Genomic DNA, 25,304 nt, shown 5'->3' with positions numbered 1-25,304 from the left:
CTCGCTTTTGCTATCTGACGGAGGAGAAAAGAATGGGACAACTCGTAGACGGCGTCTGGCAGGATGTCTGGTATGACACCAAATCCACCGGCGGACGCTTTAAGCGCTCTGTTTCGGCCTTCCGTAACTGGCTGACCGCCGACGGTGCCCCCGGCCCGAGTGGCGAAGGCGGTTTTGCGGCGGAGAAAGACCGTTATCATCTGTACGTTTCTCTCGCCTGTCCGTGGGCGCACCGCACGCTGATTGTGCGCAAACTTAAAGGTCTCGAATCGTTAATTCCGGTTTCGGTGGTGAACCCGCTGATGCTGGAGAACGGCTGGACGTTCGACAGTGATTTCCCTGCCGCGACCGGCGACGATCTTTACCACCACGATTTCCTTTACCAGCTCTACCTGCGCGCCGATCCGCACTACACCGGGCGCGTGACCGTGCCGGTGCTGTGGGACAAGAAAAACCAGACGATCGTCAGCAATGAGTCTGCGGAAATCATCCGCATGTTCAATACCGCGTTTGACGCGCACGGTGCCCGCGCCGGGGATTATTATCCGGTTGAGCTGCGCGAAAAAATTGACGAGCTGAACGGCTGGATCTACGACAGCGTGAACAACGGCGTCTATAAAGCCGGCTTCGCCACCAGCCAGGAAGCCTACGACGAAGCGGTCGGCAGCGTCTTTGCCTCTCTGGAGCGCCTGGAGCAGATCCTCGGCCAGCACCGCTATTTAACGGGCGATCGCCTGACGGAAGCGGACATCCGCCTGTGGACTACGCTGATCCGCTTCGATCCGGTTTACGTTACACACTTCAAGTGCGATAAACACCGCATCAGCGACTACCTGAACCTGCACGGTTTCCTGCGCGATATCTACCAGACGCCGGGGATCGCGGAAACGGTCGATTTCGATCATATTCGCACCCACTATTTCCGCAGCCATAAAACCATCAACCCAACGGGCATTATCTCTGTTGGCCCCTGGCAGGATCTGGATGAACCGCACGGGCGCGACGTTCGTTTTGGATAATTATTTAGGGAATCAATAGATTCCCTTTTTTAATTCACGCCATGCATCTATCCTTACCTCGATCGCTTAGAAAACAAGTGATTGACTGATTAAAGAGGCAAGGAAAATGGACTGGTATTTAAAAGTACTGCGCAATTATTTTGGTTTTGGTGGCCGCGCCCGCCGCAAAGAGTACTGGATGTTCATTCTGGTGAACGCTGTACTTATGATGGTGCTGGGCATTATGGATAAGATTCTCGGCTGGGATGATTCTGACGGAAAAGGGATCCTTACTGCAATTTATAGCGTGCTGGTTTTGATACCGTCATGGGCCGTGATGTTCCGACGCCTGCACGACACGGATCGTTCAGCCTGGTGGCTGCTGCTGCTGCTGATTCCGATTATCGGCTGGCTCGTGATTTTGGTTTTCCACTGTCAGAGCGGGACGCCGGGCGAAAACCGCTTTGGTCCGGATCCTAAGGTCGGCGCGTAAATTACTGCCCGGTAGCGCTTACGCTTACCGGGCCTGCCCGCTTATTTGTTGTGATGCGCAAAGAGCTTTGGAATTTCACGCAAACACCACGATTTGGCTTCGCCCATGCTGTCGCGACGCCACGCCATTATGATATCCACTTCGCTGGTGTACTCCGGGCTGACGACCCGCAGCCGCCCCTCCGCAATATCGTTTTCCACAAACGGGTACGGCATGGTTGCCACGCCCAGCCCCGCCAGCAGCGCCTGCCGTTTGTCCTCCAGCGAGGTCACCGTCAGACGAGGCTGTTTATCGAGCAGCTGAACCGTCAGTACCGGACGCTCGCGGGCGGTGTCCGCGACCGCCACGCCGCGGTACTTCACGCGCGTGACCTCGGAGAGCGGCTCCGGCTCCTGATGGATAGGATGATCCGGGGCGGCAACGTAGACGTTCATGACGCTATAGAGCTTGCGGGAGTTGATTTCCGACGAGGAGCGGAAGTGCATGTCCGGCGCAATGACGATATCCGCCCTGCCCGTCTCCAGACGCTCCCACGCTCCTGCCAGCACCTCGGTGATGATCGACAGCTGGGTATTGGCTTTTGCGGCCAGCCTGTCCACCAGCGGGAACAGCGCCTCGGTGGGCACCAGCGCTTCGGTAACTAACGTCAGATGGGTTTCCCAGCCGCGGGCCAGCGCTTCAGCATCCGTCGTCAGCTTGTCCGCCGCTTCCAGCAGCACACGCCCGCGCTCCAGCAGCATCCGGCCAACGTTGGTGAATTTAGTTCGATGACCGGAGCGATCGAAGAGCACCACGTCCAGCTCTTCCTCCAGCTTCTGCATGGTGTAGCTCAGCGCAGACGGAACGCGCCCCAGTTCATCTGCCGCCGCGGCAAAGCTGCCACGCCTGTCAATTGCGTCCATGACGCGAAGCGCCTCAAGCGTCAATGCTCTCTCTTTAGCCATCTCGTTCTCATTCAGGAAATTTGAACATACCGGGCAGAATATCTGGCTAACAATGCAGCGTCCATACCTTTACCATTGATTTAGTGTAAAGAGAGGTCAAGTTTATGATTACGACAAGAACAGCTAAACAGTGCGGACAAGCCGATTTCGGTTGGCTGCAGGCCCGCTACACCTTTTCCTTTGGACACTACTTTGACCCTAAACTCCTCGGTTACGCTTCACTGCGCGTATTGAACCAGGAAGTGCTCGCCCCGGGCGCGTCCTTCCAGCCGCGCACGTACCCGAAAGTCGATATCCTGAACCTGATCCTGGAAGGCGAGGCAGAATACCGCGATAGCGAGGGCAATCATGTCCAGGCAAAGGCTGGCGAGGCGCTGTTAATTTCCACGCAGCCGGGCATTAGCTACAGCGAGCATAACCTCAGCAAAGACAAAACGCTGACCCGCATGCAGCTGTGGCTGGACGCCTGCCCCGAGCGGGAAAACCCGCTGGTGCAAAAGATCGATCTGAAGGGCGATAAACAGCAGCTGATTGCGTCGCCTGACGGCAGCAAAGGCAGCCTGCAGCTGCGTCAGCAGGTGTGGCTGCACCATATTGAGCTGAAGAAAGGCGAACAGGCGAGCTTCCAGCTGCACGGCCCGCGCGCCTACTTACAGTCCATTCACGGTACGGTGCACGCGGTAACGCACGCGGAAGAGAAAGAAGCGCTCACCTGCGGCGACGGGGCGTTTATTCGCGATGAGGCGAATATTACCCTGGAGGCGGATACGCCGCTGCGCGCGCTGCTGATTGATTTGCCGGTTTAAAGAACACACTCGCCCCTCACCCTAGCCCTCTCCCCATAGGGGAGAGGGAACGATCGAGCCCCTCGCCCCTATGGGGAGAGGGGTTGGGGTGAGGGGAAATTTTTACACCTTACTCGCCATAATCTCAATAATCTGCCGATCCGTTGCCTGCATTGAGCGGCAGGCTAACGCACACAGGTTCGAGATCGACTGCTCCACGTCGTGCGCCACAATGCCTTCATTGCCCGTTACGGCAGTATCGTCCAGCGCCATCATCACGGCCTTCCAGGCGCTCCCCACGCTGGTCGACACTTTCATCGCGCAGCTGTTGGACGCCCCATCGCAGATCATCCCGCTGACGTCGCCGATCATACTGCCGATCGCCATCGCTATCGTTCGGTAGTTTCCGCCCATCAGCCATGCCATCCCTGCGGCTGCACCCATTGCCGCCGTCGTCGCCGCGCACAGTGCGGACAGGCGCGGAAGCTGATAATGGATATAAATTGCCGACAGATGCGAGAGCATCAGCGCCCTCGCCAGCCGTTCGTCATCAGCCTGAACGTGCTCAGCCACGACCACCACCGGCATGGTGGCGGTGATGCCCTGGTTCCCGGAACCCGAGTTGCTCATGGCCGGCAGCGTGGCGCCGCCCATACGGGCATCCGAGGCCGCGCTGGTGCGGATAACAATGTCTGAGCCCAGATCCTGCGCCACCCATCCGCGCGTGCGCTGCCTGTTGAGGGTCGCGCCAACGCGCAGCCCCCAACGGCCACGTAAACCTTCCCGGGAGAGCGCATCGTTCAGGCGCCCTGCATCAAGGATGAAGCGGATCGCGTTGTACGGCACCTGCTCCACAAACTCCAGGATTTGCGACAGCGTGGTGTTTGCGAGCACCGCCAGCGGGTCATCCTTAGCCTGGCTCTGACGATCGTCAAGCGTGAAGCGGGTTTCCCCCTGGCAAACCACCTCTACCACCCGGGTATGGCCGCCCGCGATGGTTACCATGGCCGAGGACTCTCCGGCATAAACGCAGGCGCGTGAATAGAGGATCTCATCGCAGGGTTCCTGCAATTTAATCTGCACCAGGCCCGCTTTCAGCATCGCTTTGGCGCGCGCCAGCGCATCAGCCGATACGTCTTTCAGCACCTCCAGCCCGGCCCGTGCATTTCCGCCGAGCGCGCCAAGCGCCGCCGCGATGGGCAACCCGACCATGCCGGTGCCGGGCACCGTTACGCCAAGCCCGTTTTTCATCAGGTTTGGCGATACCCACGCCTCAATTCGCGTCACCTCACCGGACAGCTGCCCGGCAGCCATCGCGCAGGCCAGCGCCAGCGAGACGGGTTCCGTACATCCCAGCGCGGGCTTTACCTCTTCCTGCACGGCGCGAATAAAATGGTTCCATAAAGGATTAATTTGCTCAGACATCGTTACGACCTTATTTAACCTCATGAGAAGGCGAGGAAAGGAGAAACACAAAGCAGCAGCCCGGTAATCACAATAATGACCAGCGAAACGCCTTTATATTTGTGAAGTGCGGGCACTTTGTAGACCAGCCACGCCGGAATTAAGCAGCCCACCATCCCGAAAATAGGGCTACAGATGGAGGTGAAGCTCAGCACCGGCGCGTTTAAGACAATGGCGCTCCAGGCGAGCAGAATGGCAAACAGCATAATGCCGCGCTGGACGGTGCGTTCATTGATGCTTTCAGCCGGCATTTTGCGGCGCAGGATATTCATGACAATCCCCTGCGTCGCCTCGCGAAAGCCCAGATAAACGCCGAAGAAAGCGGTCATCACCGCAAAAATATTCAGGATAACGCTGACGATTTTGACCCAGCCCGCCCCCTCGCCGCTGATAAACTGTGCGGCAATCGCCAGGGCGGAAATATTCTGCTCATAGGCTTTTACCGCCTCGTCGTGGCCCATCGCGAGGGTAAAGGAGACGGCATAGAAGAAGACCGTTACAAACAGCACGCCAAAGGCAATGTTCATCGCCCGCAGCGCCTTATGTCGCGCGACCTCAACGGATTTTTCCCGCGAGCGATAAGAGATCACCATCGGGCTTAATGTCTGAATAAACAGAATGGAGGTTAAGGTAAAAGGCAGCGTGATGATGGCATTTTTAATCAGCAGCCCCATCGGCGGAAGCATACCCACGTTTGCTAAATGCCAGAGGCCAATCATCGACAGCCCCAGCGCGGCCACTACAAACAGTTTTGTGAGCACCATCAGGCTGGAGACTTTAAACAGCAGCTTTTCGCCGCGTGAAGAAATGGCGACCAGAATGCAGATCAGGAATAAACCGTAGAACGGGTTTTCCGACAGCAAACCGTCCGTTACGCCAAAGGTGTGTAAATAGGATGCGCTGTCGTTGGTGATAGCCGTGGAATAAACAAACATCCAGATCACCAGCATCACGAAATAAAGCGCGCCTAATAAGATGCCCCAGTTTTTACCCAGGTAACCGCTAATCACGCTCGGGTAGTCTTTGCATTCCGGGGATTCCGCCAGCGTATTAATAAACAGGCGCTGGAACATATACATTGCCGGATAGCCAATTATCGACGAGAGCAGAAAGACCCACAGCCCCATTAATCCCACCTGCACCGGGAGAAAAACAATTCCCGCGCCGATGGCCATTCCAATACTCATGATGACCCAGCCCGTGTCGCTGCTGTCGAATTTAATCGCCTCTCGCCATTCGCTTTCGCTCATTCCCGCCCGCCTTGCCGCAGGGGAATCACTCACAATCACACTGCTTTTTGTTGCCGTATCCATTGGGCACTCGCTTAATTTGTAGGGTAAGTGATTATTTTTTATATGTTTCTGTTCGCCAGCGATGGCGAGTCAGAGGGTGCAGGTGCGTGTTGTTAGCGTGAGAAAATCATAGCCGGAGAGAGGGAGAAAAAAGTCACAAAATAAATAGGGTTTTTCTTATGCTGGAGGAAGATTTGCTTTTGAAGTACTCAATAAGGAGGATATTTTCTAAACGTGATGCTATTCACGAAATTAAAAGCCTCCCCAAAAGGGGGAGGCTCAGCCTTAGCCTGAATTACATCGCCTGCGTAAACGTCCTTGAAATCACGTCCTGCTGCTGCTCCCGCGTCAGGGCATTAAAGCGCACGGCGTAGCCTGAAACGCGGATCGTCAGGTTCGGGTAATTTTCCGGGTGCTCAATGGCATCCAGCAGCATCTCCCGGTTCATGACGTTAACGTTCAGGTGCTGCCCGCCCTCAATTGCCGCCTCATGGTGGAAGTACCCGTCCAGCAGCCCCACAAGGTTGGTTTTGCGCACCCGCTCATCTTTGCCCAGCGCCTGCGGCACGATAGAGAAGGTATAGGAGATCCCATCTTTGGCGTAAGTGAACGGCAGCTTAGCGACCGACGTTAACGAGGCGACCGCCCCTTTCCTGTCGCGTCCGTGCATCGGGTTGGCGCCCGGCGCAAACGGCGTGCCGCCGCGGCGTCCGTCCGGCGTGTTACCGGTCTTCTGGCCGTACACTACGTTGGAGGTGATGGTCAGGATCGACTGGGTCGGCACCGCGTTGCGGTAGGTTGGCAGCGCCTGAATTTTCTTCATGAAGCGCTCCACCAGATCGCAGGCAATACCGTCCACGCGGTCGTCGTTGTTGCCGTACTGCGGATAGTCGCCTTCAATCACAAAATCGACCGCCAGGCCGGTGTGGTCGCGCACCGGTTTCACCGTGGCGTATTTAATGGCGGAGAGAGAATCCGCTGCCACCGACAGCCCGGCAATGCCGCAGGCCATGGTGCGATAAACGTCCCGGTCATGGAGCGCCATCAGCGAGGCTTCGTAGCTGTACTTATCGTGCATGTAGTGAATGAGGTTCAGCGCGCTGATGTACTGCACCGCCAGCCAGTCCATAAAGTGATCGAGGCTCGCCATCACGGTGTCGTAGTCCAGCACCTCATCCAGCAGCGGCTCGGTTTTCGGGCCAACCTGAATCTTCAGCTTCTCATCCACCCCGCCGTTGATCGCGTAGAGCAGCGTTTTAGCGAGGTTGGCGCGGGCACCGAAGAACTGCATCTGCTTGCCGATCACCATCGGGCTGACGCAGCAGGCAATGGCGTAGTCGTCGCTGTTGAAGTCGGCGCGCATCAGATCGTCGTTCTCATACTGCAGCGACGATGTAACGATCGACACCTGCGCGGCGTATTTTTTGAACGCGATCGGCAACCGTTCTGACCAGAGGATCGTCAGGTTAGGCTCCGGTGCGGGCCCCATGGTATGCAGGGTATGCAGATAGCGGAAGCTGTTTTTGGTTACCAGCGTACGGCCGTCCAGCCCCATGCCGCCGATCACCTCCGTCGCCCAGATCGGATCGCCGGAGAAGAGGGTGTCGAACTCCGGCGTGCGCAGGAAGCGCACCATGCGGATCTTCATGATGAAGTGGTCGATCAGCTCCTGCGCCTGAACTTCATTCAGCCGCCCGGCCTGCATGTCGCGCTCAATGTAGATATCCAGGAACGACGCCGTGCGCCCCAGCGACATCGCCCCGCCGTTCTGGGATTTTACAGCGGCAAGATAGGCGAAGTAGACCCACTGCACCGCTTCCCGCGCGTCGATCGCCGGGCGTGAAATATCGAAGCCGTAGTTCGCCGCCATCTGCTGGATCTGGAGCAGCGCGCGCCGGTGCTCCGCCAGCTCCTCGCGCAGGCGGATCGTCGCCTCGAGATCTTCTCCACGCTCCAGCCTGCCCTGCAGATCGGCAAACTGCAGTTCACGCTCGCGCACCAGGTAGCTGATGCCGTAGAGCGCCACGCGGCGATAGTCGCCGATTATGCGCCCGCGCCCGTAGCCGTCCGGCAGGCCGGTGAGCACGCCGGATTTGCGGCACCGCATCATCTCCGGGGAGTAGACGTCAAATACGCCCTGGTTGTGGGTTTTGCGCAGGTCTGTGAAGAGATATTCAAACTGCGGATCCATCTCGCGACCGTAGGCTTCAAAGGAGCTGCGGATCATGTTGATCCCGCCATACGGATGCAGCGCGCGCTTGAGCGGCTTGTCGGTTTGCAGGCCGACGATCGTCTCAAGCTCCCGGTCGATATAGCCCGGTCCGTGCGCGGTAATGGTAGTAGCAATATTGGTGTCAAAATCCACCGGGGCGTGAGTGGCGTTCTCCTGGCGGATGCCGACCATCACCTTCTGCCACAGCGCCGTCGTTGCTGGCGTCGCCTGTGCGAGGAAGGCTTCATCGCCTTCATAAGGGGTGTAGTTATGCTGAATAAAATCGCGCACGTTAACGGCGTGTTTCCACTCTTCACCGCGAAACCCGGCCCATGCCTCGCTGTAAGGCGCGACGCTCGTATCGATTGTTACTTTCATCAGTTTCTCGCTTTATCAGGCGTAAGCCGCTGCCGGGGTAACCTTTCCAAGACGGAGGGCGTCCAGCGCGATCATTTTTTCTTCGTTGGTAGGGATCACCGCGCAGGCCACGCGGGACGATACGGTGGATATCACGCGCTCACCCGCGCTACCCGGCAGGGCATTTTTTGCCTCGTCGAGCGCGATGCCAAAGACGCTCAGGCGTTCCGCTACCAGCGCGCGGATAAGCGTTGAGTTTTCGCCAATGCCGCCGGTAAAGATCACCCCATCCAGACGGTGCAGGGATGCGGCGTGACCGGCAATATGCCGCGCAATGCGGTGAACAAAGGTGTGTATCGCCAGCTGCGCCCGCTCGTTGCCCTCGTGCCAGGCTTTCTCCAGCACACGCAGATCTGAGGAGATACCGGAGATCCCCAGCAGTCCTGACTCTTTGTTGACCACCCGCTCCAGATCGTCAAATGACTGGCCGGTCTGCCGGGCGATCCACGCCATCGCGCCAAAATCCACGTCGCCGCAGCGCGTGCCCATCATTAGCCCTTCCAGCGGCGTCATGCCCATGGACGTATCAACGCTTTCGCCGTTGCGCACCGCGCAGATGGACGCCCCGTTGCCAAGATGGGCAATCACCAGACCGCTGTCATCGGGGGACAGCCCGAGAAGCGCGTGCGCCTGCCCGGCGACGTAGCGGTGAGAGGTGCCGTGGAAACCGTAACGCCGCACGCCCAGCGTTTCGAAATAGCGGTACGGCAGACCGTACAGATAGGCCTGCGGGGGCAGCGTCTGGTGGAAGCTGGTATCAAACACCGCCACCTGCTGCACGCCAGGGAACAGGCGCTCCGCCGCTTCCACGCCGCTCAGGTTGGCGTAGTTGTGCAGCGGCGCCAGCGGCGACACCTGGCGGATCTGCTCAATCACCTGTTCCGTGATCGGGGTCGACTCGCTGAAGAGATCGCCACCGTGAGCAATGCGGTGGCCAATGAAGGCCACGCTGCTCATCAGGTCGCGCTTCTCCAGCTCCAGGGCGATGGCGGCCAGCGCCCCTTCGTAGTCCTGGTGAGCCAGCCTGACCGGCTCACCCCCGTTCACGGAAATAAAGGCTTTTTCAGTGTTGATGCCGTCTGCAATGCCCGTCATCAGGGCATCGCAGCCTGCCGCGTCCAGCACTGAAAACTTAACGGAGGACGATCCGCAGTTAATAACCAGTACTACCGGATACTCAATCATGCTATGGCTCCGCTCTTCCTGAGCTGTGGTTTAAAACAGTTTGTAGACGATGTTCAGAATGGTCAGCAGACCGACCACGGTAACGAAGACGTTCTCGGTCCGGCCTTTGTATTTCGCCAGCGCCGGTGTCTTGCGGATGGCGTACATCGGCAGCAGGCATAGCAGAGAGGCGATGATTGGCGCCCCCATGGCTTCAATAAGATCAAGAATGTTCGGGTTCGCGTAGGCCACCACCCAGGTGGAGCCCATGATGAAGACCATGCTGATGGTGTTCAGCTTGCCCACGGAGACTTTCGTCTTATCGCCCTTGTAGCCAAACTTGACGATCAGGCCGTTCAGCCCCTCCAGCGTGCCCAGGTAGTGGCCGAAGAAGGATTTGAAGATAGCGACCAGCGCGATGATCGACGCGCCATACTCCAGCACCGTGGCAAACGTGGTTTTACTGCCTGACATCGACGCGAAGTGGTTCGCCAGGTACGAGAGCACCGGTATGTTCTGCGCTTTGGCGTCCGCCATGTTCTGCGGAGAGAGCGTAAACAGGCAGCTAAAGGCGAAGAACATCACCACGGCGACCATCAGCATGCTGGCGCGGCCGATGATTTTGGAACATTTCTGCTCGGTGAAATCTTTACCGAACTCCGGCTCGTACTCTTCGCGCTTGGAGACCACGAATGAAGAGACGATCGGCGAGAAGTTAAAGGAGAAGACCATGATGGAGATCCCCAGCCACACCGTGACCAGAATGCCGTCATGTCCGGTAAAGGCGATATCGCTCAGGTTAACCTGGTCGATCACCGCCGAGTTCCAGTACGGGATCAGCGACAGGGAAATGAGGACCAGGCTGGCGATGAACGGGAACACCAGGTAGCTCATCACCTTCACCATCAGGTCTTTACCGAACCAGATCACAAAGGCCATCAGCAGCAGCAGGAACAGCGCCACCACGCCGCGGTTGAGCGCGGGCATCTGGAGCTGGTTTTCCCAGAAGGTCATGAAGGTGTTGGTAATGGTGACGCCGTAAATCCACAGCAGCGGGCAAATGGCAAAGAAGTAGAGGAAGGTGATCACCACCCCGCCGGTTTTACCGAAGTGCTCTTCCACCGTTTCGGTGATGTTGCCGGAGACGTTGCTGCCGGACAAACACAGGCGCGCCAGCGCCCGGTGGCAGTAAAAGGCAATCGGGAACGCAAGAACCAGCATCAGCAGGATAGGGATCAGGCCACCAAACCCCGCACGGATTGGGAAGAACAGCACGCCTGCGCCAATGGCGGTACCAAACAGGCCCAGCGTCCAGGTGGTGTCCGATTTACGCCAGGTGGACGTTTTTGACTGGCCAACGATAATGCTTTCTGTGTTGCTCATAAGTCATCCTTTATGCGTCAACGAAGCCGGTAATTTGGGAAACACGGGAGAGATCGATATTGCCGCCGGATATAATGCAGACGGTTTTTCGGCCCTGAATATAGTGGTCAAGCTTGCCGCTTAATAACGCCGCGCAGGCCAGCGCGCCTGCGCCTTCCGTCACCACTTTATTTCGCTGAATAAGGGCAATCATGCTGTTGCGAATATCGTCTTCGCTGACCAGCACAATGTCGTCGACCAGCTCACGAACGATTTCGAAGGTTAATTTACCCGGGCGAGAAACGTCGCAGCCGTCAGCTAACGTGCCGGTGACGCGATGGTTTATAATTTCACCCGCCTGATACGATGCCGCCATCCCGTGAACGTTTTCAGACTGCACGCCGATAATATTAATGGTCGGGTTAATAGACTTAATGGCCGTTGCAATACCGGCAATTAATCCGCCGCCGCCGATGGGGACAATGACGTTATCCACGTCGTATAAATCTTCGAGTATTTCGAGGCCGATGGTGCCCTGGCCGGCAATGACTTTCGGATCGTCGTAAGGCGGGATAAAAATACGGCCTTCCATCTCGACGATTTCGCTCACTTTGGCGATGGTGTCGTTGAAGTTCTCACCGTGCAGCACCACTTCCGCCGAGTAGTCGCGCGTGGCGGCGACTTTGGATTTCGGTGCCCCCATCGGCATCACCACCTTGCCGTCGATACCGAGCATGGCGCAGGAGAGCGACACGCCCTGCGCATGGTTTCCTGCGGAGCAGGCTACCACGCCTTTACGTTTTTCAGCGTCCGTTAACGAGCTTAACTTATTAAACGCCCCGCGTATTTTAAACGAACCGGTACGCTGCATATTTTCAAACTTCAGGAATATCTCGCCCTTACAGCGTTCGCTCAGGTAATTTGAGCGCGGCATACCGGTTTTATATATTTTTCCCGCCAGTCGTTTTCTGGCATCCTGAATATCGTCAATCGTCACCGGGAGATCGTAGGTAATGTGCATAATATCCTCGTTATAATAATTCATTGTTTTCAGGCAAAGTCAGGGTATCAGAGCGTTAAAAAGCGTCGCTCCGGGTGTTTTAAAACGTCATTATTTTTATCGTCGCCTTTCGATATTCATCGACGAATATTGTTTGGCCAGTTCAACCAGAACCGACGCCGATTTTTTAATACTGTAATTTTTCGACCACACGGCGGCATAACGCGCCACGGGTAATTCATCCTCAACCGGCAGAACGATAAACTGATCCGAACCGAATGGCGCAATCATGTCACGCGGGATCACCGTCAGATAATCGGCGTTAAGGACAAGGTTATAGATGGTGACGACGGAATCGGTCTGGACGATGTTTTCGATGCTGATGTGGTTGTCTTGCAGGGTATTCAGGAGTTCTTTGTAGTAGCCCATATCGGTTTGCGGCATCACCCACTGCTCATGCGTGAGCGATGCCAGCCTTGTCGGGCCGGTGCACGTTCGTGATTTACTCGCCACCAGCACAAACTCGGATTCAAACAGCGGCTCGACGTGAAGGTCCTGAAGCAGCATGCCGTCGCTCAGCGTCCCAATGGCGAAATCCAGGCGGCCGTCGCGAATGGCGGGCAGGAACGACGAGAGCTGCGCTTCATACATCGAGACGCGCGCTTTCGGGAACACTTCCCTGAATTTCTTGATCATCTCAGACAAGAAGGTGAAGCCAATCAGCGACGGATAGCCAAAGGAGACGTCCATGACGGTGCTGAAGCTGAGGCTGTTGATTTCGCTCACCATGTTTTTCATTTCGCGGGTGATTGACTCAGCGTAGGACAGCAGCACCTGGCCTGCGGCAGTGAGCTTGACGCCAGTATTTTTGCGCACCATCACTTCCACCCCGAAGTAGGATTCGATATCGCTGATGATTTTGCTGACCGCGGGTTGCGTCAGGCCCAGTTGTCTTGCAGCAGAACCTATCGAGCCACTTTTAATGACTTCCTGAAATACTACGAGGTGCTGAGTTTTCGGTAGAATAATAGTATTCATAATATTCTGCGCTTATTTCCCTGTGACGCTGAGAATTCTACCCAATATTGTTTCAGGGGGTATGTGCTGTTACTCACAATTTGCCAGAACGCCTTTCTTTCTGACTCCTGAAAACGCATTTATCATCATATAAATCAATATCTTAACCTTATGCAAATACGCTATTCCGCTGATATCGATCAACAAAAAAAGGCCGAATAAATTTATTTTATGGCAATAACCTTGAAGACGTTTTTCGCATTATAAATATTAATAAAGACTATCTTTCAGACAATTAAAGGTTAATAAAGCATCATTATTTCTTTAAAACATTTTTGTGGTTTATCAACTTCGGCAGGAATATTTAGTGTATCCTGGATGAAAGAGAGGGGCATGTCACATATTCACTAGGAAAATGTTTTTGGATTCAATATCTGATTATCAAATGCGAAAAGACTATTTATCACACCGACAACAACCGCAACATACCATCAACACTGAAATTTTCGAATTTTATAGCGTTAAATTTTGTGATTGAGATCGTCTGCGGAAGATGAATAAAAGAAGATGCCTGATTAATAGTGAAATGTGCTTAGCGTCGCAAAACCGGGAATTGATGTCGCCCAGCGCCTGCAAGGCCAGCAGGTGGCGGAAAGCAAAAACCCCGCCGAAGCGGGGTTTCTTAAGAAGTTGAAGCTGACCGATAAGCCGGGTTCTGTCGTGGACAGTCATTCATCTAGGCCAGCAATCGCTCACTGGCTCAAGCAGCCTACCCGGGTTCAGTACGGGCCGTACCATGTGAACCCCTATTTGGCCTTGCTCCGGGTGGAGTTTACCGTGCCACGGACTGTTACCAGCCGCGCGGTGCGCTCTTACCGCACCCTTTCACCCTTACCTGATCCCGCTTGCGCGGGCCATCGGCGGTTTGCTCTCTGTTGCACTGGTCGTGGGTTTCCCCCCCAGGCGTTACCTGGCACCCTGCCCTGTGGAGCCCGGACTTTCCTCCCCTCCGCCCGTCTCCCCCGAAAGGGACGACGACGAAGCGGCGACTGTCTGGTCAGCTTCGGCGCGCAGTATAGAGGGTTTGCGCCCCGCTGTCACCCCTGGCTGCGCATGCCCACCTGCAATGTCGCGGCGATATTGCGCGAGGCGCGATAAATATTGTCATACGCGCCGCGAAACGCCTCATCCAGTGAGCCGATGCTGGTCAGCACGCTGAACACGGCGTCAATGCCGTGCTGGTGTACCACGCCCACGTCCTGCGTCAGGCTTCCGGCGATGCCAATCACCGGCTTGTGGTATTTTTTGGCAACGCTCGCCACGCCAACGGGCACTTTGCCGTTAACGCTCTGGCTGTCGATGCGCCCTTCGCCCGTCAACACCCAGGTGCAGTCGTGAATATGTTCCTCGAGGTTGAGCGCCTGGGTGACGATCTCAATCCCGCTTTTCAGCTCGGCCCCCAGAAAGGCCATCAGCGCCGCGCCCATCCCGCCTGCCGCCCCCGCGCCCGGCACCTGGTTAACGTCGATGCGCAGCGATTTCCCTATAACGTCGGCATAGTGGCTAAGGCTGGCGTCGAGTTCGAGGATCATCGCCTCCGTGGCCCCTTTTTGCGGGCCAAAGATACGCGACGCGCCGCTTTCGCCCACCAGCGGATTTGTCACGTCACACGCAACGCGGATCGCGCATCCCTGTAGCCGCGGATCGAGCCCCGAAATATCAATGCTATTAAGCGCCATCAGGCTACCGCCGCCGTAGCCGATCTCCGTTCCATTGGCATCCGTAAACCGCGCGCCCAGCGCCTGCATCATGCCAGCGCCCCCGTCGTTGGTTGCGCTCCCGCCGATACCGATAATGATATTGCGCGCGCCTTTATCCAGCGCACGGAGGATCAGCTCCCCCGTGCCGCGCGTTGTAGTGACAAGGGGATTACGCTGCGCAGGAGGAACGAGCACCAGACCGCTGGCGGCGGCCATCTCGATAAAGGCGGTTGTGCCATCCCCGGAGATCCCCCAGCAGGCGTTAACCTTCTCACCCAACGGGCCGGTGACGACTGCCTGCTGCCGGGTACCCTGCGTGGCGGCGATCATCGCTTCAACCGTCCCCTCCCCGCCATCGGCAACAGGGACAGAAACGTAGTGGGCATCGGGGAAGATTTCCCGAAATCCTTTTTCTATCGCCTGCGCAACCTCGGTAGCAGACAGGCTTTCTTTATATGAGTCTGGCGCGATTACGATTTTCATAGTGGTATGCCTGGACCGTAGGCCCGGTAAGCGCAGCGCCACCGGGCAGGACGTCATTAACGAGCAATTTCAACCTTCGCCAGTTTTTCGTAATAGCACGCTAACGCGCTGTGATCGGCGGTGCCCAGGCCATCCGCACGCAGCGCCTGCATCATCTCCATGACGGCAGCGGTCAGCGGCAGCTGCGCGCCCACGCCATGGGAGGTATCCAGCGCGTTCGCCAGATCTTTAATGTGCAGGTCGATGCGAAAACCCGGTTTGAAGTTACGATCCATCACCATCGGCGCCTTGGCATCCAGCACGGTGCTGCCCGCCAGACCGCCGCGAATAGCCTGATAGACCAGGTCCGGGTTAACGCCCGCTTTGGTTGCCAGCGTCAGCGCCTCCGACATGGCCGCAATGTTCAGCGCCACAATCACCTGGTTTGCCAGCTTGGTGACGTTACCCGCGCCAATTTCGCCGGTATGCACCACGGAGCCGGCCATCGCCTTCATCAGGTCGTAGTATTTGTCGAACACGGCCTTATCGCCGCCCACCATCACCGACAGCGTGCCGTCGATGGCTTTTGGCTCACCGCCGCTGACCGGCGCATCCAGCATGTCCACGCCCTTCGCCTTCAGCGCCTCGCTGATTTCACGGCTCGCCAGCGGTGCGATAGAGCTCATGTCGATCACCACCAGGCCCGGCTTCGCGCCGTCGATGATGCCGTTCTCGCCCAGCGCGACCTCTTTTACGTGCGGGGAGTTCGGCAGCATGGTGATGATGACATCACACTGTTCGGCAATCGCTTTTGCGGTTGACGCCGCTTCCGCGCCAGCCGCAATTACCTCTGCCACCGCGTCTGAATTACGATCTAAAACCACCAGCGAGTAACCTGCTTTAATAAGGTTTTTGCTCATTGGTTTGCCCATGATACCCAGGCCAATAAAACCTACTTTCAGCGTCATAATCTGTTTCCTCAATGATGGTTATTTTTAAAAGCGTCCGCTAATCTCTGCGTCGCCGCGCGGAATACGCCAAGGTCACTGCCCACGGCAACGAACGTTGCGCCCCACTCCAGGTAGCGGCGGGCATCGGCTTCCACCGGCGCCAGAATGCCGCACGGTTTACCGTGCGCTTTCGCGCGGGCAAAGATATGCTGGATTGCGCGCTGCACGTCCGGGTGGCCAGCATTGCCCAGGTGGCCAAAGGCGGCAGCCAGATCGCTCGGGCCGACGAAAATACCGTCCACGCCTTCGGTTGCGGCAATGGCGTCGACGTTATCGACCCCCTGCTGGCTCTCGATCTGAACCAGAATGGTGATGTTCTTGTTGGACCGGGCGAAATAGTCCGGCACGGTGCCAAACATGTTGGCGCGGTGCGAGACGGACACGCCGCGGATCCCTTCCGGCGGATAGCGGGTAGCAGCCACGGCCAGCGCCGCTTCTTCTTGCGTTTCAACAAACGGGATCAGGAAGTTGTAGAAACCGATATCCAGCAGACGCTTGAGTATCACCGGATCGTTAGTCGGCACGCGCACCACCGGCGCGCTGTGGCTGCCTTTCAGCGCCATCAGCTGCGGAATAAACGTGCTGATATCGTTTGGCGCATGTTCGCCGTCCAGCACCAGCCAGTCGAACCCGGCCAGGCCCAGCACTTCGGTGCTGATGGGGTTTGCCAGCGCGGACCAGCAGCCAATCTGAATCTGGTGCGCCGCGAGGGCCGCTTTAAACTTATTCGGGAAGATATCGTTATTCATTTCTTATACCTTTTTAATTCCGCAGCTTTAGCCAGTATCTTTTTATTTATTCCGACGCAGCGTCAGCGTTATATTTATTTTTCTGACTGAATTCCGGCGTTATAAAATCGTCATTCAGTATAATCGTCACCTCACGCCAGCACATTGTTTTATTGCTCAATTATCAGGCATTGCATGAACACTATTTTGAGCATTTGCACAAAGCAGTGGGCGCTGATGCACAGAATCAAGGATTAGTGATTCGGGAGCGATCGCGATCACATTCTCACTTTTCCTCTCCTGACATGCTTTATTTCTCAGATAAGAAACTATTAACCATCTGGCTATATTTAGAATCAGATATTTTGCTGGAGAACCGTGAACAATGGCCGATATTGAAATTCGACAGGCACCGCCGACGGCGTTCTATATTAAAGTGCACGACACCGATAACGTGGCGATTATCGTCAACGACAATGGCTTAACAGCAGGAACCCGGTTCCCGGACGGGCTGGAGCTGATTGAGCACATTCCGCAGGGGCATAAGGTGGCATTGGTCGATATCCCGGCGCACGGCGAAATCGTGCGTTACGGCGAAGTCATCGGCTATGCGGTGCGCCCTATCCCGCAGGGCAGCTGGATTGATGAGTCGCTGGTTGAGCTGCCCACAGCCCCGCCGCTGGAGACGCTGCCGCTGGCGACCCGGGTGCCCGAGCCGCTGCCTCCGCTGGAGGGATATACCTTCGAAGGCTACCGCAACGCGGACGGGAGCGTGGGAACTAAAAACCTGCTCGGCATCACCACCAGCGTGCACTGCGTGGCGGGAGTGGTGGATTACGTGGTGAAAATCATCGAGCGCGATCTGCTGCCGAAATACCCCAACGTGGACGGCGTGGTGGGCCTGAACCACCTGTACGGCTGCGGCGTGGCGATCAACGCGCCGGCGGCGGTCGTACCGATCCGCACCATCCACAATATCGCCCTCAACCCGAACTTTGGCGGTGAGGTAATGGTGATTGGCCTCGGTTGTGAAAAATTACAGCCAGAACGCCTGCTGCAGGGTACTGAGGATGTGAAAGCCATTCCGGTTGACGATGCCAGCATCGTTCGTCTGCAGGACGAGCATCACGTTGGTTTTCGTTCAATGGTCGACGATATTCTTCAGGTGGCAGAGCGCCATCTCGACAAGCTGAACAGACGCCAGCGTGAAACCTGCGCGGCCTCTGAGCTGGTGGTGGGAACACAGTGCGGCGGCAGCGATGCGTTTTCCGGGGTCACCGCCAACCCGGCGGTGGGTTACGCGTCGGATTTGTTCGTGCGCTGCGGCGCCACGGTGATGTTCTCCGAGGTGACCGAAGTGCGCGATGCTATCCACCTGCTCACGCCGCGCGCGGTCAACGAGGAGGTGGGCAAACGCCTGCTGGAGGAGATGGCCTGGTACGATAACTATCTTGATATGGGCAAAACCGACCGCAGCGCCAACCCGTCACCGGGCAACAAGAAGGGCGGCCTGGCCAACGTGGTGGAAAAAGCCCTCGGTTCAATCGCCAAATCCGGCCAGAGCGCGATTGTAGAAGTGCTCTCTCCGGGCCAGCGGCCAACCAGACGCGGCCTGATCTACGCGGCAACGCCCGCCAGCGATTTCGTTTGCGGCACCCAGCAGGTGGCATCCGGCATTACGGTACAGGTCTTTACCACCGGGCGCGGCACGCCGTACGGCCTGATGGCGGTACCGGTGATCAAAATGGCAACCCGCACCGAGCTGGCAAACCGCTGGTATGACTTAATGGATATCAACGCGGGCACTATCGCCACCGGGGAAGAGAGCATTGAGGACGTGGGCTGGAAGCTGTTCCACTTCATTCTTGATGTCGCCAGTGGCCGGAAGAAAACCTTCTCGGACCAGTGGGGGCTGCATAATCAGCTGGCGGTGTTTAACCCGGCGCCGGTGACGTGATGCACCTACCCAACCGCACCGAACGGTTCCCTCTCCCCTGTGGGGAGAGGGTTAGGTGAGGGGATGAACGTTACCCCTTCACCAGCACCACATCGATCCCGCTTTTGCGCAACCCGTCCAGGCTCTCCGCCGGAATGCCTTCGTCAACGATAATCATATCAATCCGCTGCGTATCAATGATTTTATGCAGGCTTGAGCGGTTAAACTTGCTGGAGTCGGTCACAACAACAATACGTTCTGCAACTTCACACATCCGGCGGTTGAGGCGGGCTTCGTCCTCGTTATGCGTACTCACGCCGCGATCGAGATCGATGGCGTCAACGCCGAGGAACAGCAGGTCAAAGTGATAATTCTGTAACGACTGCTCCGCCTGGTCGCCATAGAAGGACTGTGACTGGCGGCGCAGGTGCCCGCCGGTCATCAGGAGTTCTACCCCTTCCGCTTCCAGCAACGCATTCGCGACGTTCATTCCATTGGTCATGGCAATCACATCCGTGTGCTGGCGCAGCATGCGGGCAATTTCAAACGTCGTGGTGCCGGAGTCCAGAATTATGCGGTGTCCGGGCTTCACCAGCGCGGCAGCGGCCTGCGCAATGCTGCGCTTCACCGCCGTATTAAGCGAGCTTTTGTCTTCTACTGAAGGCTCAGCGCCCGGTGCACTGCCCTCACAGATTAGCGCGCCACCGTAAGCGCGCACGGCAATGCCCTGCTTTTCAAGAAAGGCCAGATCGTTGCGGATCGTGACCGTTGATACGCCATATAACTGAGAAAGATGGTTAACCTGTACACTTCCCTGCGCCCGGAGCCGCTGAATGATCTGCTCTCGCCTTTCACTGGTGCCGGTGATGCGCTTTTCTGCGGATGGATCGGTGCTGCTCATGCGAGCTCCTTAGTAAATTCACTTTCGTTTTATTTCGTTTTACCTATTAACGCCTTTCTTTTGGGGGAATGCAAGCCCTGAAAGGCTGCCATTCACTCGCTTACGCTGCGCTGAAAACTTTCATTATGTTTCTTTTGTGAAACAGATCGGAAAACTATTATCTTTCGTTTTATTTTTAAATCACCATGATGCAGGATTAAATGAAACAAAACGAAAGATAAGCATCATTACCATCCGACATGGAGAGGAAAGTGAAATATCTGACAGAAATGGTGGAGCAACATAAACAAGGTAAGATGAACGGAATTTATGCCGTCTGTTCCGCACACCCGCTGGTACTTGAAGCCGCAATTCGTTACGCCAATACGCAACAGACGCCTCTGCTGATTGAGGCCACCTCTAACCAGGTCGATCAGTTTGGCGGCTACACCGGCATGACGCCCGCCGACTTTCACGGGTTCGTCTGCAGGCTGGCAAATTCCCTCGGATTCCCGGCGTCAGGGCTTATCCTCGGCGGCGATCACTTAGGGCCAAACCGCTGGCAACACCTGCCCGCGCAGGAAGCGATGGCCAGGGCCGACGATCTCATTAAATGCTATGTCGCGGCCGGATTCAAAAAGATCCACCTCGACTGTAGCATGCCCTGCGAGGACGATCCGGTTCCTCTGACCGACGCGATCGTCGCCGAACGCGCCGCACGTCTGGCGAAAATTGCCGAAACAACCTGCCTGAAACAGTATGGTGAATCCGATCTGGTCTACGTTATCGGCACGGAGGTTCCGGTTCCGGGTGGCGCGCACGACACGCTCACCGAGCTTGAGGTGACCACGCCAGACGCGGCGCGCGCAACGCTTGAAGCGCATCGCCACGCGTTCGAAAAGGAAGGATTAAGCGACATCTGGCCGCGCATTATTGGCCTGGTGGTTCAGCCCGGCGTAGAGTTTGACCACGCGCACGTCTGTGACTACCAGCCGCAAAAAGCCATCGCCCTGAGCGAAATGGTAGAAGCTTACGATACGCTGGTTTTTGAAGCTCACTCCACCGACTACCAGACGCCACAGGCGCTTCGCCAGCTGGTAAACGATCACTTCGCCATCTTAAAAGTCGGCCCGGCCCTCACCTTCGCCCTGCGCGAGGCACTCTTTGCGCTGGCTGCCATTGAGGAGGAACTACTGCCAGCAAAAGCCAGCTCGGGTCTGCGTCACGTGCTGGAAAACGTGATGCTCGATCGGCCGGAATACTGGCAAAGCCACTACCATGGCGACCGCAACGCGCGTCGCCTGGCGCGCGGCTACAGCTACTCTGACCGCGTTCGCTATTACTGGCCGGACAGCCAGATTGACGATGCCTTTGAACGTATGGTGCGCAATCTGGCAGACGAACCCATCCCGCTGCCGCTGATCAGCCAGTACCTGCCGGTGCAGTACAGCAAAGTTCGCGAGGGCGCTCTCAAGCCGACACCGCGAGAACTCATCATTAACCACATTCAGGACATACTCCAGCAATACGACGCCGCCTGCGAAGGTGTAACGACTCAACATGCATAATTAAAAAGAGGAAAAAGGCTATGCCAAATATTGTCTTATGCCGCATTGATGAACGCCTGATCCACGGCCAGGTGGGCGTGCAATGGGTGGGGTTCGCGGGGGCTAACCTGGTGCTGGTCGCGAATGACGAGGTGGCAGAAGATCCGGTTCAACAGAACCTGATGGAAATGGTGCTCGCGGAGGGGATCGCCGTGCGTTTCTGGTCGTTACAAAAGGTGATCGACAACATTCACCGCGCCGCCGACCGCCAGAAAATTCTGCTGGTCTGTAAATCTCCCGCCGATTTTCTGAAGCTGGTTGAAGGCGGCGTGCCCATCACCCGTATTAACGTAGGAAACATGCACTACGCCAGCGGCAAACAGCAAATTGCCAAAACGGTATCCGTAGACGCTGACGACATCGCCGCGTTTAACGGCCTGAAATCGGCCGGGGTGGAATGCTTCGTTCAGGGCGTTCCGACAGAGGCTGCTTTGGATCTCTTTAAACTGCTCTGAGGGTTTCAAAATGGAAATCAGTCTGTTGCAGGCATTCGCGCTGGGACTTCTCGCCTTCATCGCGGGTCTGGATATGTTTAACGGGTTAACGCACATGCACCGCCCGGTCGTTCTCGGTCCGCTGGTTGGCCTGATTCTCGGCGATCTGCACACCGGGATTTTGACCGGCGGGACGTTAGAACTGGTCTGGATGGGTCTGGCACCGCTCGCGGGCGCACAGCCGCCAAACGTGATTATCGGCACCATCGTCGGAACCACGTTTGCCATCACCACGGGCGTCAAGCCGGATGTCGCCGTCGGGGTCGCCGTGCCGTTTGCTGTCGCCGTACAGATGGGGATTACCTTCCTGTTCTCCGTGATGTCCGGCGTGATGTCCCGCTGCGACCGCATGGCGGCCAATGCTGATACCAGCGGTATAGAAAGGGTTAACTATCTGGCCATGCTGGCGCTCGGCATCTTCTACTTCTTGTGCGCCTTTCTGCCCATCTATTTCGGTGCGGAACACGCGAAAACGGCCATTGATGTACTGCCGGCGCGTCTGATTGACGGCCTCGGCGTCGCGGGCGGCATCATGCCAGCTATCGGCTTTGCCGTGCTGCTGAAGATCATGATGAAAAACGTCTACATCCCTTACTTCATTATCGGCTTTGTCGCGGCGGCCTGGCTCAAGCTTCCGGTACTCGCGATTGCGGCCGCCGCGCTGGCAATGGCGCTGATCGACCTGATGCGTAAATCACCTGAACCGACGGCTCCGGCGGCCCAGAAAGAGGAATTCGAAGATGGCATCTAATCAAACCACGTTACCGGGCGTGTCTGAAGCTGAAGAGACCCTGCTGACCGGCCTCAACGAGAACGTTTACGAAGACCAGAGCATCGGTGTCGAGCTGACGAAAAAGGATATTAACCGCGTCGCCTGGCGTTCGATGCTGCTACAGGCCTCGTTCAACTATGAACGTATGCAGGCCTCCGGCTGGCTGTACGGGTTGCTGCCCGCGCTGAAAAAGATCCACACCAACAAGCGGGACCTGGCACGAGCAATGAAAGGCCATATGGGCTTCTTTAATACTCACCCGTTCCTGGTGACCTTTGTTATCGGCATCATTCTGGCGATGGAGCGCTCAAAACAGGACGTGAACAGCATCCAGAGCACCAAAATTGCCGTCGGTGCGCCGCTTGGTGGAATTGGTGACGCCATGTTCTGGCTTACCCTCCTGCCTATCTGCGGCGGTATTGGTGCCAGCCTGGCGCTGCAGGGATCGATTTTGGGGGCCGTGGTCTTTTTCGTGCTGTTTAACGTGGTGCACCTCGGCCTGCGTTTTGGTCTGGCGCACTACGCCTACCGGATGGGCGTTGCGGCCATTCCGCTGATCAAGGCCAACACCAGAAAGGTCGGCCATGCGGCCTCCATCGTCGGGATGACGGTGATCGGCGCGCTGGTGGCAACCTATGTCCGTCTCAATACCACGCTTGAAATCAAAGCCGGCGATGCGGTCGTTAAGCTACAGGCCGACGTCATCGATAAGCTGATGCCCGCGTTTCTGCCGCTGGTCTACACCCTGACAATGTTCTGGCTGGTGCGTCGTGGCTGGAGCCCGCTGCGGCTGATTGGTATCACCGTGGTGCTGGGCGTTGTCGGTAAATTCTGTCATTTCCTGTAAAAGCAAAGAGGTTGCGATGTTAGGCATTATTTTGACGGGTCACGGCGGGTTTGCCAGCGGGCTTGAGCAGGCAATGAAGCAGATCCTCGGCGAGCAGCCGCAGTTTATCGCCATCGATTTTCCTGAAACGTCCACCACGGCGCGGCTGACCGCTCAGCTTGAGCAGGCGGTGAGCGAACTCGACGCACAGCAGGATATTGTGTTTCTCACCGATCTGCTGGGCGGCACGCCGTTTCGCGTCGCGTCTACGCTCGCCATGAAAAGACCGGGCAGCGAGGTGATTACCGGCACTAACCTGCAACTGCTGCTGGAGATGGTGCTCGAACGTGAAGGTCTGAGCAGCGAAGCGTTTCGTCTGCAGGCGCTGGAGTGTGGCCACCGCGGCCTGACGAGCCTGGTGGACGAGCTTGGCCGCTGTCGTGAGGAAGCGCCCGCAGAGGAAGGGATATGAGCCAGCTGCTGCGCGCGCGTCGGGTGCTCACCGAACAGGGCTGGCTGGATGACCACCAGCTTCGTATCGAGAACGGCGTTATCGCGGCGATTGAGCCTGTCCCTGCGGGCGTTGTCGCCCGTGATGCCGGGCTACTTTGCCCGGCGTTCATCGATATTCACGTTCATGGCGGCATGGGTGTGGATGTGATGGATGAGGCCCCCGATACGCTGGACGTTTTAGCCATTCATAAAGCACGTGAAGGGGTGGGGGCATTTTTGCCCACCACCGTCACCGCGCCGCTGGAGGCGATTCACGGGGCACTCACGCGGATCGCCCAACGCTGTCGGTCGGGCGGCCCCGGCGCGCAGATCCTTGGCAGCTATCTGGAGGGCCCGTACTTTACCCCGCAGAACAAAGGGGCTCATCCGCCAGCGCTGTTTCGGGAACTGGATCTCACCGAGCTGGACGCGTTAATTACGCTCTCGCAAAACACGCTGAGGGTGGTGGCGCTGGCGCCGGAAAAACCCGGTGCGCTACGGGCCATTCGCCACCTGAAGCAGCGAGGTATACGTGTGATGCTGGGCCACAGTGCCGCCACGTACGAGCAAACCCTTGCCGCCTTTGACGCCGGCGCGGACGGGCTGGTGCACTGCTATAACGGCATGACGGGGCTGCATCACCGGGGGCCGGGAATGGTCGGCGCGGGGCTTACGGACAAACGGGCGTGGCTTGAGCTCATTGCCGACGGCCACCACGTCCATCCGGGAGCCATGCGTGTATGCTGCTGCGCCAGGGACCGCGTGGTGCTGATTACCGATGCCATGCAGGCGGCAGGCATGCCGGACGGGCGGTATACGCTATGTGGCGAAGAGGTCACGATGCACCACGGCGTGGTAAAAACCGCCTCCGGCGGGCTGGCAGGAAGCACGCTGTCGCTGGATGCCGCCGTCAGGAATATGGTAGAGCACGCAGGCGTGACGGCCGAAGAGGCTATTCATATGGCCTCGCTGCACCCTGCCCGCCTGCTGGGGGTCGATCGTCAGCTCGGATCCTTAGCAGCAGGTAAACGCGCCAATATCATTGCGCTGGATGGCGGCCTGCACCTTCAGCAGATCTGGATTCAGGGCCAGGCTCTCCCCCTTTAGCCCTTTCATTGCGTCACCTTGTGGCCTTACGGCCTCAACCGTAAGGCCTTTCTTTTCCTTTCCTTAAATCTGCCCTTTCCTT

The 25,304-nt window shown here is 57.1% G+C and carries 22 protein-coding genes and 1 other RNA gene; 10 read left to right on the top strand and 13 right to left on the bottom strand.

The genetic code is table 11. The annotated features are described in order from the left end of the window. Window positions 1-32 precede the first annotated feature (32 nt). Both MOQ06_RS01775 and MOQ06_RS01770 read left to right on the top strand, forming a co-directional pair. Window positions 33-1,019 carry a glutathione S-transferase family protein gene (locus tag MOQ06_RS01775; RefSeq protein ID WP_242170360.1) on the top strand — a complete coding sequence of 329 codons (987 nt, stop codon included), beginning with the start codon at window positions 33-35 and terminating at the stop codon, window positions 1,017-1,019. Between the two features lie 106 nt (window positions 1,020-1,125). Beyond that, window positions 1,126-1,491, top strand: a complete 366-nt coding sequence (locus tag MOQ06_RS01770) for a DUF805 domain-containing protein (RefSeq protein WP_148418369.1) — start codon at window positions 1,126-1,128, stop codon at window positions 1,489-1,491. A gap of 41 nt (window positions 1,492-1,532) precedes the next feature. Here MOQ06_RS01770 and yhaJ read toward each other — a convergent pair whose 3' ends face one another. Then, the gene (gene yhaJ, locus MOQ06_RS01765; RefSeq protein WP_148418368.1) at window positions 1,533-2,435 is read right to left on the bottom strand and encodes a DNA-binding transcriptional regulator YhaJ; all 903 of its coding nucleotides are present in this window, start codon (window positions 2,433-2,435) and stop codon (window positions 1,533-1,535) included. 104 nt (window positions 2,436-2,539) lie between these two features. On the opposite strand from yhaJ, the gene MOQ06_RS01760 reads away from it, so the two are divergent. Further along, on the top strand, window positions 2,540-3,241 hold the full coding sequence (locus MOQ06_RS01760) for a pirin family protein (protein WP_242170357.1): 702 nt from the start codon (window positions 2,540-2,542) through the stop codon (window positions 3,239-3,241). A 102-nt stretch (window positions 3,242-3,343) separates the two neighbouring features. On the opposite strand, the gene MOQ06_RS01755 is transcribed toward MOQ06_RS01760, so the two are convergent. From MOQ06_RS01755 to garL, 11 genes are all read right to left on the bottom strand, one after another. After that, a complete protein-coding gene (locus MOQ06_RS01755; RefSeq protein WP_242170354.1) occupies window positions 3,344-4,645 on the bottom strand; it encodes a serine dehydratase subunit alpha family protein in 1,302 nt (433 codons plus the stop codon). A 20-nt stretch (window positions 4,646-4,665) separates the two neighbouring features. Then, window positions 4,666-5,997: an amino acid permease gene (locus MOQ06_RS01750; RefSeq protein ID WP_176609411.1), complete on the bottom strand. Its 1,332-nt coding sequence runs from the start codon at window positions 5,995-5,997 to the stop codon at window positions 4,666-4,668. Window positions 5,998-6,271: 274 nt separating this feature from the next. Then, window positions 6,272-8,566 (bottom strand): formate C-acetyltransferase, encoded by a 2,295-nt coding sequence (pflB, locus tag MOQ06_RS01745; protein WP_242170337.1) that lies wholly within the window; start codon window positions 8,564-8,566, stop codon window positions 6,272-6,274. A gap of 15 nt (window positions 8,567-8,581) precedes the next feature. After that, window positions 8,582-9,790 carry a propionate kinase gene (tdcD, locus tag MOQ06_RS01740; RefSeq protein WP_242170326.1) on the bottom strand — a complete coding sequence of 403 codons (1,209 nt, stop codon included), beginning with the start codon at window positions 9,788-9,790 and terminating at the stop codon, window positions 8,582-8,584. Between the two features lie 30 nt (window positions 9,791-9,820). Continuing rightward, window positions 9,821-11,152: a threonine/serine transporter TdcC gene (gene tdcC / locus MOQ06_RS01735; protein WP_242170323.1), complete on the bottom strand. Its 1,332-nt coding sequence runs from the start codon at window positions 11,150-11,152 to the stop codon at window positions 9,821-9,823. A 10-nt stretch (window positions 11,153-11,162) separates the two neighbouring features. Then, window positions 11,163-12,152: a bifunctional threonine ammonia-lyase/L-serine ammonia-lyase TdcB gene (tdcB, locus tag MOQ06_RS01730; RefSeq protein WP_148418359.1), complete on the bottom strand. Its 990-nt coding sequence runs from the start codon at window positions 12,150-12,152 to the stop codon at window positions 11,163-11,165. Window positions 12,153-12,248: 96 nt separating this feature from the next. Beyond that, on the bottom strand, window positions 12,249-13,169 hold the full coding sequence (tdcA, locus tag MOQ06_RS01725) for a transcriptional regulator TdcA (RefSeq protein ID WP_148418358.1): 921 nt from the start codon (window positions 13,167-13,169) through the stop codon (window positions 12,249-12,251). A gap of 667 nt (window positions 13,170-13,836) precedes the next feature. Beyond that, an RNA gene (rnpB, locus tag MOQ06_RS01720) (RNase P RNA component class A) lies at window positions 13,837-14,213 on the bottom strand. A 32-nt stretch (window positions 14,214-14,245) separates the two neighbouring features. Next, window positions 14,246-15,391 carry a glycerate 2-kinase gene (garK, locus tag MOQ06_RS01715; protein WP_242170320.1) on the bottom strand — a complete coding sequence of 382 codons (1,146 nt, stop codon included), beginning with the start codon at window positions 15,389-15,391 and terminating at the stop codon, window positions 14,246-14,248. A gap of 56 nt (window positions 15,392-15,447) precedes the next feature. After that, entirely contained in the window at window positions 15,448-16,338 is an 891-nt protein-coding gene (garR, locus tag MOQ06_RS01710) for a 2-hydroxy-3-oxopropionate reductase (protein ID WP_148418356.1), read from the bottom strand. 11 nt (window positions 16,339-16,349) lie between these two features. After that, a complete protein-coding gene (gene garL, locus MOQ06_RS01705; protein ID WP_242170317.1) occupies window positions 16,350-17,129 on the bottom strand; it encodes a 2-dehydro-3-deoxyglucarate aldolase in 780 nt (259 codons plus the stop codon). Between the two features lie 364 nt (window positions 17,130-17,493). On the opposite strand from garL, the gene garD reads away from it, so the two are divergent. Continuing rightward, the gene (gene garD / locus MOQ06_RS01700; RefSeq protein ID WP_242170314.1) at window positions 17,494-19,065 is read left to right on the top strand and encodes a galactarate dehydratase; all 1,572 of its coding nucleotides are present in this window, start codon (window positions 17,494-17,496) and stop codon (window positions 19,063-19,065) included. Between the two features lie 70 nt (window positions 19,066-19,135). On the opposite strand, the gene MOQ06_RS01695 is transcribed toward garD, so the two are convergent. Further along, a complete protein-coding gene (locus MOQ06_RS01695) occupies window positions 19,136-19,945 on the bottom strand; it encodes a DeoR family transcriptional regulator (protein ID WP_242170298.1) in 810 nt (269 codons plus the stop codon). A 239-nt stretch (window positions 19,946-20,184) separates the two neighbouring features. On the opposite strand from MOQ06_RS01695, the gene kbaZ reads away from it, so the two are divergent. The 6 genes from kbaZ to nagA are packed head-to-tail and all read left to right on the top strand — an operon-like array spanning window position 20,185 to window position 25,222. Continuing rightward, the gene (gene kbaZ / locus MOQ06_RS01690) at window positions 20,185-21,492 is read left to right on the top strand and encodes a tagatose-bisphosphate aldolase subunit KbaZ (protein WP_242170294.1); all 1,308 of its coding nucleotides are present in this window, start codon (window positions 20,185-20,187) and stop codon (window positions 21,490-21,492) included. 20 nt (window positions 21,493-21,512) lie between these two features. Next, entirely contained in the window at window positions 21,513-21,986 is a 474-nt protein-coding gene (agaV, locus tag MOQ06_RS01685; RefSeq protein WP_148418351.1) for a PTS N-acetylgalactosamine transporter subunit IIB, read from the top strand. Window positions 21,987-21,996: 10 nt separating this feature from the next. Next, window positions 21,997-22,776, top strand: coding sequence for a PTS N-acetylgalactosamine transporter subunit IIC (gene agaW, locus MOQ06_RS01680; protein WP_242170292.1), 780 nt, complete (start codon window positions 21,997-21,999; stop codon window positions 22,774-22,776). Continuing rightward, entirely contained in the window at window positions 22,766-23,644 is an 879-nt protein-coding gene (gene agaE / locus MOQ06_RS01675) for a PTS N-acetylgalactosamine transporter subunit IID (RefSeq protein WP_242170287.1), read from the top strand. Before agaW ends, agaE begins: the two co-directional genes overlap by 11 nt. A gap of 16 nt (window positions 23,645-23,660) precedes the next feature. Next, the gene (agaF, locus tag MOQ06_RS01670; RefSeq protein ID WP_148418348.1) at window positions 23,661-24,095 is read left to right on the top strand and encodes a PTS galactosamine/N-acetylgalactosamine transporter subunit IIA; all 435 of its coding nucleotides are present in this window, start codon (window positions 23,661-23,663) and stop codon (window positions 24,093-24,095) included. After that, window positions 24,092-25,222, top strand: coding sequence for an N-acetylglucosamine-6-phosphate deacetylase (gene nagA / locus MOQ06_RS01665; RefSeq protein WP_242170284.1), 1,131 nt, complete (start codon window positions 24,092-24,094; stop codon window positions 25,220-25,222). The genes agaF and nagA overlap by 4 nt, the downstream gene beginning before the upstream one ends. Window positions 25,223-25,304 lie beyond the last annotated feature (82 nt).

The organism is Enterobacter sp. I4 (assembly GCF_022669095.1).
In the GTDB taxonomy this organism is placed as follows: domain Bacteria; phylum Pseudomonadota; class Gammaproteobacteria; order Enterobacterales; family Enterobacteriaceae; genus Enterobacter; species Enterobacter pasteurii.
Note: the sequence above shows the minus strand (reverse complement) of the source record. Positions and strands in the feature narration are given on the sequence as shown.

What these genes read in the sequence shown, in the direction of transcription:
- MOQ06_RS01775 (WP_242170360.1), top strand. Translation starts at nt 33, where the DNA reads ATGGGACAACTCGTAGACGGCGTCTGGCAGGATGTCTGGTATGACACC.
- MOQ06_RS01770 (WP_148418369.1), top strand. Translation starts at nt 1,126, where the DNA reads ATGGACTGGTATTTAAAAGTACTGCGCAATTATTTTGGTTTTGGTGGC.
- yhaJ (WP_148418368.1), bottom strand. Translation starts at nt 2,435, where the DNA reads ATGGCTAAAGAGAGAGCATTGACGCTTGAGGCGCTTCGCGTCATGGAC.
- MOQ06_RS01760 (WP_242170357.1), top strand. Translation starts at nt 2,540, where the DNA reads ATGATTACGACAAGAACAGCTAAACAGTGCGGACAAGCCGATTTCGGT.
- MOQ06_RS01755 (WP_242170354.1), bottom strand. Translation starts at nt 4,645, where the DNA reads ATGTCTGAGCAAATTAATCCTTTATGGAACCATTTTATTCGCGCCGTG.
- MOQ06_RS01750 (WP_176609411.1), bottom strand. Translation starts at nt 5,997, where the DNA reads ATGGATACGGCAACAAAAAGCAGTGTGATTGTGAGTGATTCCCCTGCG.
- pflB (WP_242170337.1), bottom strand. Translation starts at nt 8,566, where the DNA reads ATGAAAGTAACAATCGATACGAGCGTCGCGCCTTACAGCGAGGCATGG.
- tdcD (WP_242170326.1), bottom strand. Translation starts at nt 9,790, where the DNA reads ATGATTGAGTATCCGGTAGTACTGGTTATTAACTGCGGATCGTCCTCC.
- tdcC (WP_242170323.1), bottom strand. Translation starts at nt 11,152, where the DNA reads ATGAGCAACACAGAAAGCATTATCGTTGGCCAGTCAAAAACGTCCACC.
- tdcB (WP_148418359.1), bottom strand. Translation starts at nt 12,152, where the DNA reads ATGCACATTACCTACGATCTCCCGGTGACGATTGACGATATTCAGGAT.
- tdcA (WP_148418358.1), bottom strand. Translation starts at nt 13,169, where the DNA reads ATGAATACTATTATTCTACCGAAAACTCAGCACCTCGTAGTATTTCAG.
- garK (WP_242170320.1), bottom strand. Translation starts at nt 15,391, where the DNA reads ATGAAAATCGTAATCGCGCCAGACTCATATAAAGAAAGCCTGTCTGCT.
- garR (WP_148418356.1), bottom strand. Translation starts at nt 16,338, where the DNA reads ATGACGCTGAAAGTAGGTTTTATTGGCCTGGGTATCATGGGCAAACCA.
- garL (WP_242170317.1), bottom strand. Translation starts at nt 17,129, where the DNA reads ATGAATAACGATATCTTCCCGAATAAGTTTAAAGCGGCCCTCGCGGCG.
- garD (WP_242170314.1), top strand. Translation starts at nt 17,494, where the DNA reads ATGGCCGATATTGAAATTCGACAGGCACCGCCGACGGCGTTCTATATT.
- MOQ06_RS01695 (WP_242170298.1), bottom strand. Translation starts at nt 19,945, where the DNA reads ATGAGCAGCACCGATCCATCCGCAGAAAAGCGCATCACCGGCACCAGT.
- kbaZ (WP_242170294.1), top strand. Translation starts at nt 20,185, where the DNA reads ATGGAGAGGAAAGTGAAATATCTGACAGAAATGGTGGAGCAACATAAA.
- agaV (WP_148418351.1), top strand. Translation starts at nt 21,513, where the DNA reads ATGCCAAATATTGTCTTATGCCGCATTGATGAACGCCTGATCCACGGC.
- agaW (WP_242170292.1), top strand. Translation starts at nt 21,997, where the DNA reads ATGGAAATCAGTCTGTTGCAGGCATTCGCGCTGGGACTTCTCGCCTTC.
- agaE (WP_242170287.1), top strand. Translation starts at nt 22,766, where the DNA reads ATGGCATCTAATCAAACCACGTTACCGGGCGTGTCTGAAGCTGAAGAG.
- agaF (WP_148418348.1), top strand. Translation starts at nt 23,661, where the DNA reads ATGTTAGGCATTATTTTGACGGGTCACGGCGGGTTTGCCAGCGGGCTT.
- nagA (WP_242170284.1), top strand. Translation starts at nt 24,092, where the DNA reads ATGAGCCAGCTGCTGCGCGCGCGTCGGGTGCTCACCGAACAGGGCTGG.